The following is a 16970-nucleotide window of genomic DNA, read 5'->3' on the forward strand; positions in this document are numbered from 1 at the left end:
ACACTTCCGCAAAGTAAAAAATAACTCATTGTTTAATAACAATAATTAAAACCTCACCGCCTTTGATTTAGCGCAACGAACGTCATATTATTTTTGAAATTGAATTTCGCATATTGAAATTTAAAGACCAGATACTCACCAGCAGTTTGGCTAATTTGCCCGACATCTTCGCACGGGCACGACACCAGGGGCGCATCACATGACTATGGATAATGCGGCACAACCCATCCTTACCCTCAACCACATCGTCAAACGATTTGGCGGCAACGTGGCGGTCAACGACGTCAGCCTGCAGGTGATGCCGGGCGAAGTTCTGGCGTTGCTGGGCGAAAATGGCGCCGGCAAATCGACGCTGATCAAAGTGCTGGCGGGCGTCTACCCGCGCGACGGCGGCGATATTCGCTTTCAGGGCGCAAGCATCGCCTCCGCCGCCGCGATAAAAAGCACCAGCCGCCAGCCGATCGCCTTTATTCATCAGGATCTCGGCCTGATCGAATGGATGACGGTGGCGGAGAACATGGCGCTGGTGATGGGGTTTCCCCGCCGCTTTGGGCTGATCGACTGGCGCGCCATTCGCCGCCGGGCGGCGCAGGCGCTGCAAGACGTCGGCATCGCGCTCGATCCCGATGCGCGCGTCTTCGAACTGTCGCGCACCGAAAAATCGCTGCTGGCGATCGCTCGCGCGGTGGCGGTCAACGCCGAGCTGCTGGTGCTGGATGAACCGACCGCCTCCCTGCCCGCCAACGACGTGCGTCATCTGTTCGCCGTGATCAACCGGCTGCGCGCCAAAAAGGTCGGCATGATTTATGTCACCCACCGTCTGGACGAAGTGATCGAAATCGCCGATCGGATCTGCGTGATACGCGACGGGCGCTATGTCGCCGGCGGTCGCACCGCCGACTACTCGCTGCGCGATCTGGTGCAAACCATCGTCGGCGAAGCGATGGCGGACGATCAGCGCGAACCGCTGCCGGAACATCGTCCGCCGGTGCTACAGCTCGATAGCGTCACGGTGGGCGACATCGGCCCGGTGAGCTTCGACTTGCAGCCGGGCGAGATGCTGGCGCTGGCCGGCCTGCGCGGGGCCGGGCAAGAAGAGATTGGCCGGCTGCTGTTCGGGTTGCGCCAGGCCGACGGTGGCGCGATTCGATTTCGCGATCGGCCCTATCAGGCGAGCACCCCGCAGCAGGCGATGGCCTGCGGCGTTTCGCTGGTGGCGGGCGATCGCACCGGCGAAAGCCTGGTGATGTCGATGAGCGTGCGTGAAAACCTGTTTATCAACCCCTGCGCCAGCGGCCACCGGCTGCTCTCCCGCTACGGGCGGCGAGCGGAGATCGGCGCCAGTTGGTGGAAGGTGCAGCTGTTCGACGTACGCCCCAAGGACGTCAATATCGATATCAGCGCGCTGTCCGGCGGCAACCAGCAAAAGGTGGTGATGGCGCGCTGGATGCATCTGGGGGCGCCGCTGCTGATCCTGGAAGATCCCACCGCCGGCGTGGACGTCGGCGCGCGCGCGGAAATCTACCATCTGCTGAATAAATCCCTGGCGGAAGGCGTGGCAGTGCTGGTTATCTCCAACGATTTCGAGGAGATCGCCCATATTTGCAACCGCGCACTGGTATTCAACCGCGGGAAAGTGGTCGGCGAGCTGAAAAATCAGCAGGTGTCATTCGCCAATTTATTGGAGCTGGCCTCTGCCAGCACCGGGGAAAACGTCGCAATCACGTCAGAATCCGAGGTAGGCCATGTCTAAAACATCCGTTAAATCAACCGCACTGGAGCAGCGCGTCAGCCTGGCGCAGGACGGCGCCGGCCCGTGGCTGATGCAGGTTCTCACCCGCTATGGCCTGCTGCTGCTGTGCATCGCGCTGGTCGTGCTGTTCTCACTGCTCACCCCCTCCTTCGCATCAATGCTGACGCTTCAGGCTATCTTGTCGAGCAAGGCCAAAATCGCCCTGTTGGCGCTGGCGGCGACCATCCCGATGATCGTGGGCAAGATCGATCTTAACGTCGGTTTCGGCATTGTGCTGTGGCACATTCTGGCGATCACGCTGCAGGTGGAATACGGCTTCTCCTGGCAGATGGCGGTGCTGACGGTGCTGGCGATCTCGGCGCTGTACGGGTTGCTGAACGGCATTCTGGTGGCGCTGGCCGATATCGACAGCTTCGTCGCCACCCTCGGCTCCGGCACCGTACTGTACGCCATTGCCCTGTGGCACTCCGGCGGGCGGCAGATCGTCGGCGACTTGCCGGATGCCTTCATCGCGCTGCACCACACCGAGATCGCCGGCATTCCGATCGTGGCATTTTACGTGCTGATCGTCGCGGTGGTGCTGTGGCTCATCACCGAACACACCCCGCTCGGCCGCTGCATGTATGCGGTGGGCGGCAACCCGGCGGCGGCGCGCCTGAACGGCATCTCGGTCAACCGCTTTACCATCGGCGCCTTCATCGCCTCCAGCGTGCTCACCGGTTTCAGCGGCGTGTTGATCGCCGCCGAACAGGGCGTCGGCCAGGCCAGCGTCGGCATGGACTATCTGCTGCCAGCGCTGGTCGGCGCCTTCCTCGGCAGCACCACCATTCGCCCAGGGCGCGTCAACGTCTGGGGCACCGTGGTCGGCATCGCCATTCTGGCTATCGGCATCGCCGGCATCCAGCAGTTCGGCGGCGAATTCTGGGTCGAGCCGCTGTTCAACGGCGCGACGCTGTTGCTGTCGATCACTCTGGCCGGCTATGCCCAACGCCGCCGGCTGCTCAATCAGAAAGCGGTACAACGCAGCCAGGCGACGCCGGCTGACAACAACAATCAGACAGCGACTCACCCTTAAACCAGGAGCACACCATGAAACGCATTTGGCTGTTACCGGGGTTCACCACATTCTTGCTCGCCGCATCGCCGGCCTGGGCCGACGCCTATCTCGATCAGGCCACCGCCGCCGTGGCGAAGGCTACCGCCAGCGCCACCCAGTGGGACGGCCCCACCAGCGGCCCGCAGCTGCAGGCCAACAAGAAGATCATTTTTATCGCCTCCGACATGAAGAACGGCGGCGTGCAAGGGGTGCAACAGGGGTTGAGCGAAGCGGCGAAAGCCGCCGGCTGGAAGCTGGAAACGCTCGACGGCGGCGGCTCGGTGAAAGATCAGCTGGCATCGCTCAATCAGGCCATCGCCCAGAAACCAGACGGCATCGTGATCGGCGGCTGGAACCCTAACGTCGCCAAGATCCCGCTGAAAAAGGCCGTACAGCAGGGCATCGTGCTGACCGCCTGGCATGCGGTGCCGGAACCGGGCCCCATCGCCAAATACAATGTGTTCTATAACGTCACGTCGGATTCCAACGAAGTGGCGCGCATCGCCGCGCAATACGCGGTGGTGCAGTCCGGCGGCAAGGCGAGCGTGTTGATCTTCACCGACTCGCTGTACCAAATCGCCTTGGACAAGGCCAACGTCATGAAAGAAGAGATCGCCAAATGCAGCGGCTGTACGCTGCTGGAATTCATCGACACGCCGCTGGCAGATACCGCCAACCGCATGCCGGCGATGACCTTCAGCCTGCTGCAGAAGTACGGCGACAAATTCCAATATGCGCTGGCAATCAACGATCTGTATTTCGACTTTATGGCGCCGGCGCTGAAAACCGCCGGCAAAGGCGGCAAGAACGCGCCTTACAACGTGTCGGCCGGCGACGGTTCAATCTCCGCTTACCAGCGTATCCGATCGGGCGACAGCCAGTCGGCGACGGTGCCGGAGCCCTTGAAACTGCACGGTTGGCAGCTGCTGGACGAATTCAACCGCGCCTTCGCCAAGCAGCCGCCTTCCGGCTACGTGACCCCGGCGCATCTGGTCACCCGCGACAATATCGCCGCCGACGGCGGCGCCAATAACCTGTATGACCCGCAAAACGATTACCAGGGCCATTACAAAGCGATCTGGGGCGTGAAGTGAACGGCGGCATTCGGCATTCATTGCGCACGCATGCTCAGCTCGAGCGCTTGTGCTCACCGGCGATTTGGGCCGAAGGACCGGTCTGGCTGCCGCAGGAGGATGCGGTGGTGTTCAGCGACGTGAAAGGCAATCGCATGTTCCGCTGGTCGCGCCGGGGTGAGCTAAGCCTATACCGCTCGCCGTCGCACTACGCCAACGGCAATGCGCGCGACGGCGAGGGGCGCGTGGTCAGCTGTGAACACGGGCGGCGCGGCATCAGCCGCACCGAAAGCGATGGCGAAGTGCGCCTGTTGATCGACCGCGTCGACGGCAAGCGCTTTAACTCGCCGAACGACGTGGCGGTGCGTTCCGACGGCACCCTGTGGTTCACCGATCCGCCCTACGGCATCATCGGCGACGAAGAGGGTTACAAATCAGAAAGCCAGGTGATCGGCTGCTATCTCTACAGCTTCGATCCGCGCGACGGTTCGCTGACCATCGCCGCCTGCGACCTGCAGCGCCCGAACGGCCTGGCGTTTTCACCGGATGAAAAATGGCTGTACGTTGCAGACATGTCGATCGTGGATTTTCCGACGCTGGGCCGCCGCGAGCTGCGCGTCTATGCGGTCAACGGTCGCGAGCTGGAAGCCGGCCGCCGTTTTGCAACCGTGGAACCCGGGTTCCCGGACGGCTTCTGCGTCGATCGGGCCGGCAATCTGTTTTGCAGCTGCGCCGACGGCGTGCTGGTCTTTGATCCACAGGGGCGACAGATCGACAAAATCAGCGTGCCGGAACGCGTCTCCAATTGTACCTTCGGCGGCCCGAACGGCGATGAGCTCTATATCACCGCCACCACCTCGCTCTACCGCATGGTGCTGAACACCCGCGGTTAGCCGGGGTCTCGCAAGACGCAGGGTGGGTTTCGATCCGCCCTGCTTTGTCACGTCTGAAGCACGCCATCTCCACCAAAACGTGGCGACGATCACAAAATCACCACTCAATTTTAACATCATGTTTTTCATGAATAATTTTACTCCCCCTTGCTTTGACTTCCCTGAATCACCGGGATAGCATTTATTTGAAATGCAATTTCGCATATTGAAATTTAGCGAACCAAAAACAGACGATTCGCACAGGCGGAGAACCGGCATGAGAGTGAGTTACAGCGAGTTAAAACAGCAATTCAAACGCGTGCTGCTGGCGCGCGGCGTGGCGGAACATCTCGCCGACGACTGCGCCGGCATGTTCGCCGACACCACCGCCAGCGGCGTTTACTCCCACGGCGTTAACCGCTTTCCGCGCTTTATTCAGCAGCTGGACGCCGGCGATATCGTGCCGGACGCCGAACCCAGCAAACTGTTGTCTCTGGGGGCGATCGAGCAATGGGATGCGCACCAGGGCATCGGCAACCTTACCGCCCGCCGCATGATGGATCGCGCCATGCAGTTAGCCGACGAGCATGGCATCGGCCTGGTGGCGCTGCGCAACGCCAACCATTGGATGCGCGGCGGCGGTTACGGCTGGCAGGCGGCGGAGAAAGGCTATATCGGCATTTGCTGGACCAACTCGATCGCCGTGATGCCACCGTGGGGCGCCAAAACGTGCCGTATCGGCACCAACCCGCTGATCGTCGCCGTGCCCGGCAACCCGATCACCATGGTGGACATGTCGATGTCAATGTTTTCCTACGGCGCGCTGGAGCTGAACCGGCTGGCGGGCAAAACCCTGCCGGTGGACGGCGGCTTCGACAACGATGGCCGCCTGACCCGCGATCCGGCCACCATCGAAGAGAACCGGCGCATTTTGCCAATGGGGTATTGGAAAGGATCGGCGCTGTCGATCGTGCTGGACATGATCGCCACCCTGCTGTCCGGCGGCGCCTCGGTGGCGGAAGTGACGGAAGATCACCGCGACGAATACGGCGTCTCGCAGGTGTTCATCGCGATTGAGATAGACCGGTTGATCGACGGCGACAGCCGCGATCAAAAACTGCAGCGCATCATGGATTACGTCACCAGCGCCGAACGGGACAACCCCGACGTCGCCATTCGCCTGCCGGGCCACAAGTTCCCGCGCATTCTGGAAGAAAACCTGCGCGACGGCATTCCGGTTGACGAACGAGTCTGGGCGCGCATTCAGGCGCTGTAACGGGAGGATCATCATGATATTCGGCCACATCGCCAACACCGCGCCCGAGCAGTACCCGACGCCGGTCGCCAACGCCGTCGCCTATTTGCAGCGCACCGATTTCAGCGTCTTGCCCGCAGGGCGCTATGAAGATCCCGCCACCGGCTACGTGGTGCAAGTGCTGGATCTGCATACCCAACCACCGGATGCGCTACGCCCGGAAGTCCACCGGCAAAACGTCGACGTGCAGTTTCTGGTCAGCGGTACCGAGCTTATCGGCGTAGCGGCGGACAACGGCGACAACGCCATTCATCAGGAGCTGCTGGCGCAGCGCGACATCCTGTTTTATCAGGACGTGGCCGACGAATCCTGGCTCACGATGCGGCCCGGCAACTTCGCGGTATTTTTTCCGCAGGACGTGCATCGCCCGGCCTGCATTAACCAACGCCCCTGCGCGATACGCAAGGTGGTGGTGAAGATACCGCTGGCGTCGTTTAGCGCCTGATAAACGCAACACCCGTAACGATAACAACACCGGTCCATGAGGCCTGTGCGGGCGCCCTTGCGCCCAAATCAAGCAAAACAATAACGCCCGACCCTACAAAAAAGCGAACATCGAAAGAGGTCCTTATGAATACAGCCTCCGTTTCCGTCAGCCAAAGCCAGGCTATCCCCAAGCTACGCTGGCTGAGGATCGTGCCGCCGATCCTCATCACCTGCATCATTTCTTACATGGATCGGGTCAACATCGCCTTCGCCATGCCCGGTGGCATGGATGACGAACTCGGCATCACCGCCTCGATGGCCGGGCTGGCCGGCGGCATCTTCTTTATCGGTTACCTGTTTCTGCAGGTGCCCGGCGGCAAGCTGGCGGTATACGGCAACGGCAAGAAATTCATCGGCTGGTCACTGTTGGCCTGGGCGGTGATCTCGGTGTTGACCGGGCTGGTCACCAACCAGTACCAGCTGCTGTTCCTGCGCTTCGCCCTCGGCGTTTCCGAAGGCGGCATGCTGCCGGTGGTGCTGACCATGATCAGCAACTGGTTCCCGGATAAGGAGCGCGGCCGCGCCAACGCCATCGTCATCATGTTCGTACCGATCGCCGGCATTCTCACCGCCCCGCTGTCGGGTTGGATCATCACCGCCTGGGACTGGCGCATGCTGTTCCTGGTGGAGGGCGCTCTGTCGCTGGTGGTGATGGCGCTGTGGTATTTCACCATCAGCAACCGGCCGCAGGAAGCCAAATGGATCTCACAGGCGGAAAAAGAGTATCTGGTAAAGACCCTGCACGACGAACAACTGCTGATCAAAGGAAAAACGGTGCGCAACGCCTCGCTGCGCCGGGTGCTGGGCGACCGGATCATGTGGCAGCTGATCCTGGTGAATTTCTTCTACCAGACCGGTATCTACGGCTACACCCTGTGGCTGCCGACCATTTTGAAAGGGCTGACCCACGGCGATATGGAGCAAGTGGGCCTGCTGGCTATCTTGCCCTATATCGGCGCCATCTTCGGCATGATGATCATCTCCACCCTCTCCGATCGCACCGGCAAACGCAAAGTCTTCGTCGCCCTGCCGCTGGCCTGCTTTGCCGCCTGCATGGCGCTGTCGGTGCTGCTGAAGGATCACATCTGGTGGTCTTACGCTGCGCTGGTCGGCTGCGGCGTATTCATTCAGGCGGCGGCCGGGGTGTTCTGGACCATCCCACCCAAATTGTTCAACGCCGAAGTGGCCGGCGGCGCACGTGGCGTGATCAATGCGCTGGGCAACCTCGGCGGCTTTTGCGGCCCGTATATGGTCGGCGTCCTGATCAGCCTGTTCAACAAGGATGTCGGCGTCTACAGTCTGGCGGCCTCGTTGGCGATCGCCTCCGTGCTGGCGTTGATGCTGCCCAATAAATGCGACCACAGCGCGAGGAGCGAATGATGGAATATTGGCTGGGACTCGACTGCGGCGGTACCTTCATCAAGGCGGGATTATACGACCGCAGCGGCCATGAACACGGCGTTGCGCGGCGCAATCTGGCGATCGTCGCGCCGCAGCCCGGCTGGGCCGAGCGCGATATGGCATCGCTGTGGCGCACCGCCGCCGACGTGATCCGTGAAGTGCTGTCCGCCAGCGGCGTCGCTGCCGGCGCCATCCAGGCCATCGGCATCTCGGCGCAGGGTAAGGGGGCGTTTCTGCTGGATAAGCAGGGGCAGCCGCTGGGCAACGCCATGCTCTCTTCCGATCAGCGTGCGCTGGCGCTGGTGCAGGAATGGCAGCGACAGGGCGTGCCGCAGGCGCTGTATCCGCAAACGCGCCAAACGCTGTGGACCGGGCACCCGGTCTCGCTGCTGCGCTGGCTGAAGCGGCATCAGCCGGAACGTTACGCCCGCATCGGCAGCGTGCTGATGGCGCACGACTACCTGCGCTATTGCCTGACCGGCGAGCTGGCCTGCGAAGAAACCAATATCTCCGAATCCAACCTGTATCAGATGCGCAGCGGACGCTATGACCCGGCGCTGGCGCAGCTGCTGGGTATCGGCGACATCATGCCCGCCCTGCCGACGATTGTCGGTTCGGCCGAGATCGCCGGGCGCGTCGAGGCAAACGCCGCGGCCATCACCGGCCTGCAAACCGGCACTCCGGTGGTCGGCGGGTTGTTCGACGTGGTGTCCACCGCGCTGTGCGCCGGCCTGCAGGACGAAACCCGGCTCAACGCGGTGATGGGGACCTGGTCGGTCACCAGCGGCATCACCGACGCCATCATCGAGGGTTTCGATCATCCCTTTGTCTATGGCCGCCACGCCGAAAACGGCCAATACATCGTGCACGAAGCCAGCCCCACTTCCGCCGCCAACCTGGAATGGTTCTGTCACCAATGGGGGCTGCAGGACTACGACCAGCTTAACCGCTGGGTCGCCGCCCTGCCGAAAGCCGCCGGCGATCTGCTGTTCGCCCCTTTCCTGTATGGCTCCAACGCCGGCCTGGGGCTGAGCGCCAGCTTCTACGGCCTGCAGGCCTTCCACCAGCGCGAGCACCTGGTGCAGGCGATCTACGAAGGCGTGGTGTTCTGCCACATGACGCACCTTAACCGTATGCGCCGGCGTTTCCCTGAGGCGCAGGCGCTGCGCGTGACCGGCGGCCCCGCCAAATCCCGCCCCTGGATGCAAATGTTCGCCGACGTCAGCGGCCTGCCGGTTGAGCTGCCGCAGGTGGAAGAAACCGGCTGTCTGGGCGCGGCGATGGCGGCCATGGTCGGCAGCGGCGTCTTCAACGATTTCACCGCCGCCCAGCACCGGCTGGCGCCGCGTATCGAGCGGCTGCTGCCTGATGCGGCCGCCGCCGAAGCTTACGACCACAAACACCAACGTTATCAGGCGCTGATTGCTGCATTGCAACATCTGCAGCCCGCCAACAAGGAGGCCCCATGAGCACGAAACCGCGCCTGCAGCTGGCGCTCGATCAAACCCGTTTGGATACGGCGCTGCGCACCGCCGAGACCCTCAGCCCCCATGTGGACATCATCGAGGCCGGTACCATTTTGTGCATCAGCGCCGGTATTCAGGCGGTTAGCGCGCTGCGTGAGCGCTGTCCGCAGCACACGCTGGTGGCCGATCTCAAGGTGGCCGACGCCGGTGCGACACTGGCCGATCAGGCCTTCGGCCAGGGCGCGGACTGGATGACGGTGATCTGCGCCGCGCCGTTGGCCACCATGGCCAGCGCGCGGGAGGTCGCCGAGCGTCACGGCGGTGAAATCCAGATCGAACTGTTCGGCCGCTGGACATTGGAGGATGCGCGGCAATGGCGCGGCCTCGGCATTCGTCAGGCGATCTATCACCGCGGCCGCGACGCGCAGGCCAGCGGGCAAACCTGGGGCCGGCAGGATCTGGATCGGATGAAGGCGCTGTCCGATCTGGGCATCGAGCTGTCGGTGACCGGCGGCATCACGCCCGCCGACCTGCCGCTGTTTAAAGAAATCGCCGTCACCGCCTTTATCGCCGGCCGCGCGCTGGCCGAGGCCGGCGATCCGCCGGCCGCCGCCAGGCAGTTCCGCACCGCCATCGATGACATCTGGAGATCATGATATGCGTCAGCACCCGTTGGGAATTTACGAGAAAGCGCTGCCGAAACACCTGAGCTGGCCCGAACGCCTGGCGCTGGCCAAGGCCTGCGGCTTCGACTTCGTCGAAATGTCGGTGGACGAAAGCGATGAACGTCTGGCGCGCCTGAGCTGGAGCAAGGCGCAGCGCCTGGCGCTGGTGGACGCCATGCTGGAAACCGGCATCCGCATTCCGTCGATGTGCCTCTCCGGCCACCGGCGCTTTCCGTTTGGCAGCCACGATCCGGCGCTGCGACAGCGCGCCTTCGACGTGATGGAACAGGCCATTCAGCTGGCCAAAGATGTCGGTATCCGGACGATCCAGCTGGCCGGCTACGACGTGTATTACGAAGAGCAGGACGAGGGGACGCTGGCGCGCTTTAGCGAAGGCATGCAGTGGGCGGTAGACCGTGCCGCCGCCGCCCAGGTGATGCTGGCGGTGGAAATTATGGACACCGCCTTTATGAACTCGATCGCTAAATGGAAAGCCTGGGACGCCCTGCTGGCCTCGCCGTGGTTCTCGGTGTATCCAGACGTCGGCAACCTCAGCGCCTGGGGCAATGACGTGCCGCGCGAGCTGGAGCTGGGCATCGATCGCATCGCCGCCATTCACCTGAAAGACACCTACCCGGTCACCGCCACTTCGCCGGGGCAATTCCGCGACGTGCCGTTTGGCGAAGGCTGCGTCGACTTCGTCGAGGTGTTTCGCACGCTGCAGCGCCTCAATTACCGCGGCGCATTCCTGATTGAGATGTGGACCGAAAAAGCCGAGGAGCCGGTGGCCGAGATCGTTCAGGCCCGCCGCTGGATCGAACAGAAAATGCAACAAGGGGGCATGACATGCTGACTCAGTTAAAACAACGGGTGCTGGAGGCCAATCTCGATCTGCCGCGCCATAAGCTGGTGACCTTTACCTGGGGCAACGTCAGCGCGGTGGATCGCGAACGCGGTCTGGTGGTGATCAAGCCTTCCGGCGTTGAATACGAGCATATGACGGCGGAGGATATGGTGGTGGTCGATCTGGCCAGCGGCCGCACCGTCGAGGGGGCAAAAAAACCGTCGTCGGACACCGCCACCCATCTGGCGCTGTACCGCGAATTTGCCGATATCGGCGGCATCGTCCACACCCATTCGCGCCACGCCACCATCTGGGCGCAGGCCGGGCTGGACATCCCCGCCTGGGGAACCACCCACGCCGACTATTTTTATGGCGCTATCCCCTGCACTCGCCTGATGACCCAGGATGAAATTGAGCACGATTACGAACTGGAAACCGGCAACGTGATTATCGAAACCTTCCGCCAGCGCGATATCAATCCCAACGCGATCCCGGCGGTACTGGTCAATGCCCACGGCCCCTTCGCCTGGGGCAAAGACGCCCACAACGCGGTGCATAATGCGGTGGTGCTGGAAGAGATCGCCTACATGGGCATTTTCTCGCGCCAGCTGACGCCGGGCATTCACAGCATGCAGCGCGAGCTGTTGGACAAACACTACCTGCGCAAACACGGCCAAAACGCCTACTACGGGCAGTAGAGCGCCGGGGACTTAACCGTGGCACCCGATGCTTTGCCGCATCGGGTGCCAACGGGCATGAGCCGCAGTGTAACGAAAACCGCATTCGCTCATCGACGCGAAATTCGCTATCATCCGCCCCCACCCACCAGCCGGCCGCCCGATGTCTACGATCACCGATACCTTTATTGCCCCGCCATGCCATGACCCAATAGAGATCCTCTATCAGGACGATCATCTGGCGCTGATCAATAAACCGGCCGGGCTGCTCAGCCTCTCGGGCAAGAATCCGCAGAATCTCGATTCGGTACACCACCGGCTGGTACAGATCTTCCCCGGCTGCGCCCTGGTGCACCGCCTGGATTTCGGCACGTCCGGGTTGATGGTGGTGGCCCGCAACAAGGCCGCCAACGCCGCGCTCTGCCGGCAGTTCAGCGAGCGCACCGTCAGCAAAGTGTACAGCGCGCTGCTTTGCGGCCATCTGGCGGATAACGAAGGAGTCATAGACGCGGCGATCGCCAAAGATCCGGCGCTGTTCCCGCTGATGTCGATTTGCGCCCTTCACGGCAAGCCCGCCCGCTCCCGCTATCGGGTCGTCGAGCGTTTTTATCGTGAAACGGAAGGCGGGATCTCGCTGCCGCTGACGCGGGTGCAGCTCACCCCGGAGACCGGGCGCACCCACCAGCTGCGTATTCACAGCCGGCAGTTGGGCCACCCTATTTTAGGCTGCGATCTTTACGGCGGGCGCCTGCTGCCGGGTACCGAGCAGACGCCGCGGCTGATGCTGCACGCCAGCGAGCTGGACTTTATGCACCCCATCAGCGGAGAGCGGATCGCCGCTCGTCACGCCGCGCCGTTCTGAACGCGGATTACCACATCAAATCGTCGGGCACTTTAAAGTCGGCGTACGGATCGTCTTCATCCTGTTCTTCCTGACTCAGCGCGCTGTGCAGCACAATGCTCGCCGCATCGCGCTGCGCGATTTTATCGGCGACGCTCGCGGGGATAATCGCGTATTCACACTCTTCCCGGTTCTCGACCACCAAGCGGGCAATGGCGAGGCGGCCATTGATCAGCTGAGTCTGCGTCGCCTTATCCACCAGGATTTTCTTGATCAGGTTGCCGTCGGTGAAGTTGAAACCGATATCACCTTTCGCCAGAACGATGCGGTTCATCTCGATCAGTTGCTTCACCTGCGCCTTGTATTCTTTGGACAGCGCGGCTTGCTTTTGCTGCTCGTTCAACTGCTTATCGCGCTCAAGCTGCGCCTTTTTATTCTCTTCCACCGCCTCTCTGGCCTCACGGGCCTGAACGCGTGATTTTTTAGCCGTTCTTTGGACTTTGGCCATTTTCTTGCTGGTTACCAAGCCCGCTTTGAGCATCTGCTCTTGTAAGGTGAGTTTTGTCATGTTCGTGTCTGAAGCCGTGGGATCATGGGGGGATTATACCCGTAATTTTTCAGGCTGCACCAGGTTGCCGGCCCGGTACGTTGGCGGTTTGCGCTGCAGGGCAACGGCGATAAACCGACCCGAACGCCAGATCATGAATAGCGCTCATGTGGTAATGAAATTAAGTCTCTTTCACTCCCTGCGGGACTCTGGCAAAAATAGACCTCATTAACGACAGACAATATGAAATCGGCTGAATGAAAAAAAGAGAAAAACAACCCATTGAAAAAAATGGATAAATCCAGCCGTCATACCATATAACAGGATGCTATAAGACGATGAATAGAGACTTTACCTTTACGATTAAGAGCAGTTCTTTCGATGAAGATTATAACCCTTCTGAAAGTACGCGTATCACCACCAACTTCGCCAATTTGGCCAGAGGGGAAAACCGCCGGGAGAACCTGCGCAATACGCTGGTGATGATTAACAACCGCTTCAATACGTTGGCGCATTGGGATAACCCCAAGGCCGACCGCTATTCGGTCGAACTTGAAATCATTTCGGTTGAGATGCGCGTTGAAGATCAGGGTGCCAGCTTCCCGGTGATCGAAATCCTGAAAACCAACATCATTGATAAAAAAACGCAAAAGCGTATCGAGGGCATCGTTGGGAACAATTTCTCCTCTTACGTGCGCGACTACGACTTTAGCGTCTTGCTGCCGGCGCACAATAAAAACACGGCGGAATTTACCATTCCGGATGATTTCGGCGATTTGCACGGCAATATCTTTAAGCACTTCGTCAATTCAAACGAATACCATGAAAATTTCAGCAAACCGCCGGTGATCTGCCTCAGCGTGTCCAGCAAAGACACCTACCATCGGACGGGCAATCAACACCCGGTGTTGGGCGACGAGTATCGGCAAGACGGCGCTTCGCTGACCGACCGGTATTTTAAAAAAATGGGCCTGCAGGTGCGCTACTTCATGCCGAAAAATAGCGTCGCGCCCCTGGCGTTTTATTTCCCCGGGGATTTGCTGAGCGATTACACCGATCTGGAACTGATCGGCACCATCAGCACGATGGAGACCTTCCAGAAAATTTATCGGCCTGAAATTTACAATGCCAACTCGGCGGCGGGGCAATGCTATCAGCCAAGCCTGAATAACCAGGATCATTCATTAACCAAGATTGTTTACGATCGCGAAGAGCGTAGCCAGTTAGCGATTGAGCAGGGGAAATTTACGGAAGAGCAATTTATCAAACCCTACAAACCTCTTCTTGAGCAATGGTCTGCTCACTACGCGCTTTGATTCACTCAAATACAGGTCATCTATTATGAAAATATTGCTCCCTACGTCGACCGCCGGCAGCTTGCCCAAACCTGTCTGGCTGGCCCAACCGGAAACCCTGTGGTCGCCTTGGAAATTGCAGAATGAAGAATTAATCGAAGGGAAACAGGACGCCTTGCGTTTGTCGCTGGCAGAGCAACAACAGGCTGGCATTGATATCGTCAGCGATGGCGAGCAAACGCGCCAGCACTTCGTCACGACGTTTATCGAACACCTCAGCGGCGTCGATTTCGAGAAACGCGAAGTGGTTAAAATCCGCAATCGCTACGAGGCGAGCGTGCCAACCGTTGTGGGGGCGGTCTCGCGCCAAAAACCCGTTTTCGTTGAAGACGCCAAATTTTTACGCCAGCTGACCAAGCAGCCGATTAAATGGGCCCTGCCGGGGCCGATGACCATGATCGACACGCTTTATGACAACCACTATAAAAGCCGCGAGAAATTGGCCTGGGAGTTCGCCAAGATCCTCAATCAGGAAGCTAAAGAGCTCGAGGCCGCCGGCGTCGACATTATTCAGTTTGATGAGCCCGCATTTAACGTGTTCTTTGACGAGGTAAATGACTGGGGCATTGCCGCCCTGGAAAGAGCCATTGAAGGGCTTAAGTGTGAAACCGCCGTACATATCTGCTATGGATATGGGATTAAAGCCAATACCGACTGGAAAAAGACGCTGGGCTCGGAATGGCGGCAATATGAAGAGGCGTTTCCGAAACTGCAAACGTCCAACATCGATATCATCTCCCTGGAGTGCCATAACTCGCACGTGCCGATGGATCTGCTTGAACTGATCCGCGGCAAAAAGGTGATGGTCGGCGCCATCGACGTAGCGAATCATGCCGTTGAGACGCCGGAAGAAGTGGCCGCTACGCTGCGCAAAGCGCTGCAGTTTGTCGATGCCGACAAGCTCTATCCGTCGACCAACTGCGGCATGGCCCCCCTGCCCCGTCAGGTCGCCCGCGGCAAGCTGAATGCGTTAAGCGCAGGTGCCGAGATCGTGCGCCGAGAGCTGTTAGCCAAATAACCTTGCCAGCGCCCGCCACAGGCACCTCCTGTGGCGGGCGATTATCATCAATTCCCCCTCCCCGCAACGTCCCCGCTCTGGTGTATACTCGGATTTCTACGCGATGCCAGCCACAGCGGTTTTGGTTCAGGCCTGGCCTGAACAGCCCTCAGCCAGCCCACACCAGCCGAATAACAGTGGAATAACCATGAGCCCAAATACCGCTCGCATCAGCGAAATCATCGATCGCGCCAGGATCTCCCCCTACCAAATCCTGATCCTCACCCTGTGTTTCCTCATTGCCCTGCTGGACGGTTTCGATACCGCCATCATCGGCTATATCGCCCCGGCGCTGCGCGAAGAGTGGGATCTGCTGCCCGCTCAGCTCTCTCCCGCCTTCGGTGCGGGGCTGTTCGGCCTGCTGATCGGCAGCCTGCTGTTCGGGCCGATCGCCGACGCCTTCGGCCGCAAACGCGTGCTGCTCGTCGCGGTGCTGGTGTTTGGCGGCTGCACCCTGGCTTCGGCCTATACGCATTCGATCGAATCCCTGACCCTGCTGCGCTTCATCACCGGCATTGGCCTCGGGGGCGCAATACCAACTTGCATCACCCTCAGCTCGGAGTACTCACCGGCGCGCCGCCGCATGCTGATGGTCACCTTGAGCTGGAGCGGCTTTACCGCTGGGTTAGCCCTGGGCGGCCTGCTGGCCGGGCAGATCATCCCGGCGTTCGGCTGGCGCGGCCTGCTGCTGGTCGGTGGCATCGCGCCGTTGGCGCTGCTGCCGCTGTTGGCCTGGCAGATGCCCGAATCAGTACGCTTTATGGCCGCCAGCGCCAAACATGCCGATCGGCTGCGCCGGGTGGTCGAGCGTATCACCGGCCAGCGTTGGGCCGGTGTGACGATTGTCGATGACGAGCGTCCGGCGCAGATCAAATCACCGATCTCGCACCTGTTTATCGAAGGGCGCGCCGTGCGCACCCTGCTGCTGTGGGCGGCATTCTTCTGTTCGCTGTTCGTGTTTTACCTGCTCACCAGTTGGCTGCCGACGATCCTCAAAGACGCCGGTTTCGATATCGCCCACGCCTCGCGCATCGGCGCGATGGTGCCGCTCGGCGGCACCCTGGGCGCCATTCTGATGGCGCTGCTGATGGATCGGGTCGGGCCCTACCGCGTGCTGGCCGTCTCCTACCTGGGTGCCGCGCTGGTGATTGGCGCCACCGGGTATCTGATGGGCGACGTCTACACGCTGGCCGCCGTCGTGTTCCTTATCGGCTTCGGCGTGGCCGGCGCGCAGAACGGCCTGAACCTGGTTTCCGCCACCCTTTACCCGACCGCAGCCCGCGTGACCGGCGTCAGTTGGGCCATGGCCAATGGCCGCTTTGGCTCGATCGTCGGCTCAATGCTCGGCGCCTGGATGATGACCGCCGCCGGCTCGACGGAGGTGTTCTTCCTCTGGTTGGCGCTGCCGGCGCTGTTGGGCGCCGCCGCCATCTTCCTGCTTTATCGCCTCAGCCTGCGCCGCCGCGTGCCGCTCACGGAGCCGGCAGCGGACATCTGACCGCCCTAAAAGAAAAGGCCGAGA

At 60.8% G+C, this 16970-nt stretch carries 16 protein-coding genes; 15 read left to right on the top strand and 1 reads right to left on the bottom strand.

The features are described 5' to 3' along the window. The first annotated feature begins 199 nt into the window (after positions 1-199). The 12 genes from ACSJLU_RS20430 (at position 200) to ACSJLU_RS20485 (ending at position 12510) form a co-directional block, all read left to right on the top strand. Positions 200-1753, top strand: a complete 1554-nt coding sequence (locus tag ACSJLU_RS20430) for a sugar ABC transporter ATP-binding protein (protein WP_342096826.1) — start codon at positions 200-202, stop codon at positions 1751-1753. Then, complete coding sequence (locus tag ACSJLU_RS20435; RefSeq protein ID WP_016930014.1) at positions 1746-2828, top strand: ABC transporter permease; 1083 nt, start codon at positions 1746-1748, stop codon at positions 2826-2828. Before ACSJLU_RS20430 ends, ACSJLU_RS20435 begins: the two co-directional genes overlap by 8 nt. 14 nt (positions 2829-2842) lie before the next feature. Continuing rightward, positions 2843-3943, top strand: coding sequence for an ABC transporter substrate-binding protein (locus ACSJLU_RS20440; RefSeq protein WP_025304163.1), 1101 nt, complete (start codon positions 2843-2845; stop codon positions 3941-3943). Further along, the gene (locus ACSJLU_RS20445) at positions 3940-4815 is read left to right on the top strand and encodes an SMP-30/gluconolactonase/LRE family protein (RefSeq protein WP_173888423.1); all 876 of its coding nucleotides are present in this window, start codon (positions 3940-3942) and stop codon (positions 4813-4815) included. The genes ACSJLU_RS20440 and ACSJLU_RS20445 overlap by 4 nt, the downstream gene beginning before the upstream one ends. A 256-nt stretch (positions 4816-5071) precedes the next feature. Beyond that, the gene (gene yiaK, locus ACSJLU_RS20450; RefSeq protein ID WP_025304165.1) at positions 5072-6070 is read left to right on the top strand and encodes a 3-dehydro-L-gulonate 2-dehydrogenase; all 999 of its coding nucleotides are present in this window, start codon (positions 5072-5074) and stop codon (positions 6068-6070) included. A gap of 13 nt (positions 6071-6083) precedes the next feature. Continuing rightward, a complete protein-coding gene (locus ACSJLU_RS20455; RefSeq protein WP_342096827.1) occupies positions 6084-6554 on the top strand; it encodes a YhcH/YjgK/YiaL family protein in 471 nt (156 codons plus the stop codon). A gap of 125 nt (positions 6555-6679) precedes the next feature. Beyond that, complete coding sequence (locus ACSJLU_RS20460) at positions 6680-7975, top strand: MFS transporter (RefSeq protein WP_141966750.1); 1296 nt, start codon at positions 6680-6682, stop codon at positions 7973-7975. Continuing rightward, the gene (locus ACSJLU_RS20465) at positions 7975-9465 is read left to right on the top strand and encodes an FGGY-family carbohydrate kinase (protein WP_301480051.1); all 1491 of its coding nucleotides are present in this window, start codon (positions 7975-7977) and stop codon (positions 9463-9465) included. Before ACSJLU_RS20460 ends, ACSJLU_RS20465 begins: the two co-directional genes overlap by 1 nt. Further along, entirely contained in the window at positions 9462-10118 is a 657-nt protein-coding gene (ulaD, locus tag ACSJLU_RS20470; RefSeq protein ID WP_025304169.1) for a 3-keto-L-gulonate-6-phosphate decarboxylase UlaD, read from the top strand. Before ACSJLU_RS20465 ends, ulaD begins: the two co-directional genes overlap by 4 nt. Before the next feature lies 1 nt (position 10119). Further along, positions 10120-10980, top strand: a complete 861-nt coding sequence (locus ACSJLU_RS20475; RefSeq protein ID WP_043142677.1) for an L-ribulose-5-phosphate 3-epimerase — start codon at positions 10120-10122, stop codon at positions 10978-10980. Next, positions 10974-11669, top strand: a complete 696-nt coding sequence (araD, locus tag ACSJLU_RS20480; protein ID WP_342096828.1) for an L-ribulose-5-phosphate 4-epimerase — start codon at positions 10974-10976, stop codon at positions 11667-11669. Before ACSJLU_RS20475 ends, araD begins: the two co-directional genes overlap by 7 nt. Before the next feature lie 142 nt (positions 11670-11811). Further along, on the top strand, positions 11812-12510 hold the full coding sequence (locus tag ACSJLU_RS20485; protein ID WP_060434966.1) for an RluA family pseudouridine synthase: 699 nt from the start codon (positions 11812-11814) through the stop codon (positions 12508-12510). Positions 12511-12517: 7 nt separating this feature from the next. Here the strand turns inward: ACSJLU_RS20485 and ACSJLU_RS20490 are convergent, their stop codons facing one another. Next, a complete protein-coding gene (locus ACSJLU_RS20490; protein WP_033635867.1) occupies positions 12518-13057 on the bottom strand; it encodes a DUF2058 domain-containing protein in 540 nt (179 codons plus the stop codon). A 317-nt stretch (positions 13058-13374) separates the two neighbouring features. Here ACSJLU_RS20490 and ACSJLU_RS20495 point away from each other — a divergent pair, with 317 nt between their 5' ends. The 3 genes from ACSJLU_RS20495 to ACSJLU_RS20505 all read left to right on the top strand — a co-directional run bounded on the left by ACSJLU_RS20495 (position 13375) and on the right by ACSJLU_RS20505 (position 16946). After that, entirely contained in the window at positions 13375-14352 is a 978-nt protein-coding gene (locus tag ACSJLU_RS20495; RefSeq protein WP_025304174.1) for a DUF1852 domain-containing protein, read from the top strand. A 25-nt stretch (positions 14353-14377) separates the two neighbouring features. Further along, positions 14378-15409, top strand: a complete 1032-nt coding sequence (locus ACSJLU_RS20500; protein ID WP_025304175.1) for a methionine synthase — start codon at positions 14378-14380, stop codon at positions 15407-15409. Positions 15410-15596: 187 nt separating this feature from the next. After that, positions 15597-16946, top strand: coding sequence for an MFS transporter (locus tag ACSJLU_RS20505; protein ID WP_049206153.1), 1350 nt, complete (start codon positions 15597-15599; stop codon positions 16944-16946). Positions 16947-16970 lie beyond the last annotated feature (24 nt).

Origin of the sequence: Serratia bockelmannii, from assembly GCF_051803255.1 — a bacterium.
Lineage (GTDB): Bacteria > Pseudomonadota > Gammaproteobacteria > Enterobacterales > Enterobacteriaceae > Serratia > Serratia bockelmannii.

Coding starts and splice junctions, on each gene's coding strand:
- ACSJLU_RS20455 (WP_342096827.1), top strand. CDS start 6,084: ATGATATTCGGCCACATCGCCAACACCGCGCCCGAGCAGTACCCGACG.
- ACSJLU_RS20495 (WP_025304174.1), top strand. CDS start 13,375: ATGAATAGAGACTTTACCTTTACGATTAAGAGCAGTTCTTTCGATGAA.
- ulaD (WP_025304169.1), top strand. CDS start 9,462: ATGAGCACGAAACCGCGCCTGCAGCTGGCGCTCGATCAAACCCGTTTG.
- araD (WP_342096828.1), top strand. CDS start 10,974: ATGCTGACTCAGTTAAAACAACGGGTGCTGGAGGCCAATCTCGATCTG.
- ACSJLU_RS20505 (WP_049206153.1), top strand. CDS start 15,597: ATGAGCCCAAATACCGCTCGCATCAGCGAAATCATCGATCGCGCCAGG.
- ACSJLU_RS20435 (WP_016930014.1), top strand. CDS start 1,746: ATGTCTAAAACATCCGTTAAATCAACCGCACTGGAGCAGCGCGTCAGC.
- ACSJLU_RS20485 (WP_060434966.1), top strand. CDS start 11,812: ATGTCTACGATCACCGATACCTTTATTGCCCCGCCATGCCATGACCCA.
- ACSJLU_RS20475 (WP_043142677.1), top strand. CDS start 10,120: ATGCGTCAGCACCCGTTGGGAATTTACGAGAAAGCGCTGCCGAAACAC.
- ACSJLU_RS20460 (WP_141966750.1), top strand. CDS start 6,680: ATGAATACAGCCTCCGTTTCCGTCAGCCAAAGCCAGGCTATCCCCAAG.
- ACSJLU_RS20430 (WP_342096826.1), top strand. CDS start 200: ATGACTATGGATAATGCGGCACAACCCATCCTTACCCTCAACCACATC.
- ACSJLU_RS20465 (WP_301480051.1), top strand. CDS start 7,975: ATGGAATATTGGCTGGGACTCGACTGCGGCGGTACCTTCATCAAGGCG.
- ACSJLU_RS20500 (WP_025304175.1), top strand. CDS start 14,378: ATGAAAATATTGCTCCCTACGTCGACCGCCGGCAGCTTGCCCAAACCT.
- yiaK (WP_025304165.1), top strand. CDS start 5,072: ATGAGAGTGAGTTACAGCGAGTTAAAACAGCAATTCAAACGCGTGCTG.
- ACSJLU_RS20440 (WP_025304163.1), top strand. CDS start 2,843: ATGAAACGCATTTGGCTGTTACCGGGGTTCACCACATTCTTGCTCGCC.
- ACSJLU_RS20490 (WP_033635867.1), bottom strand. CDS start 13,057: ATGACAAAACTCACCTTACAAGAGCAGATGCTCAAAGCGGGCTTGGTA.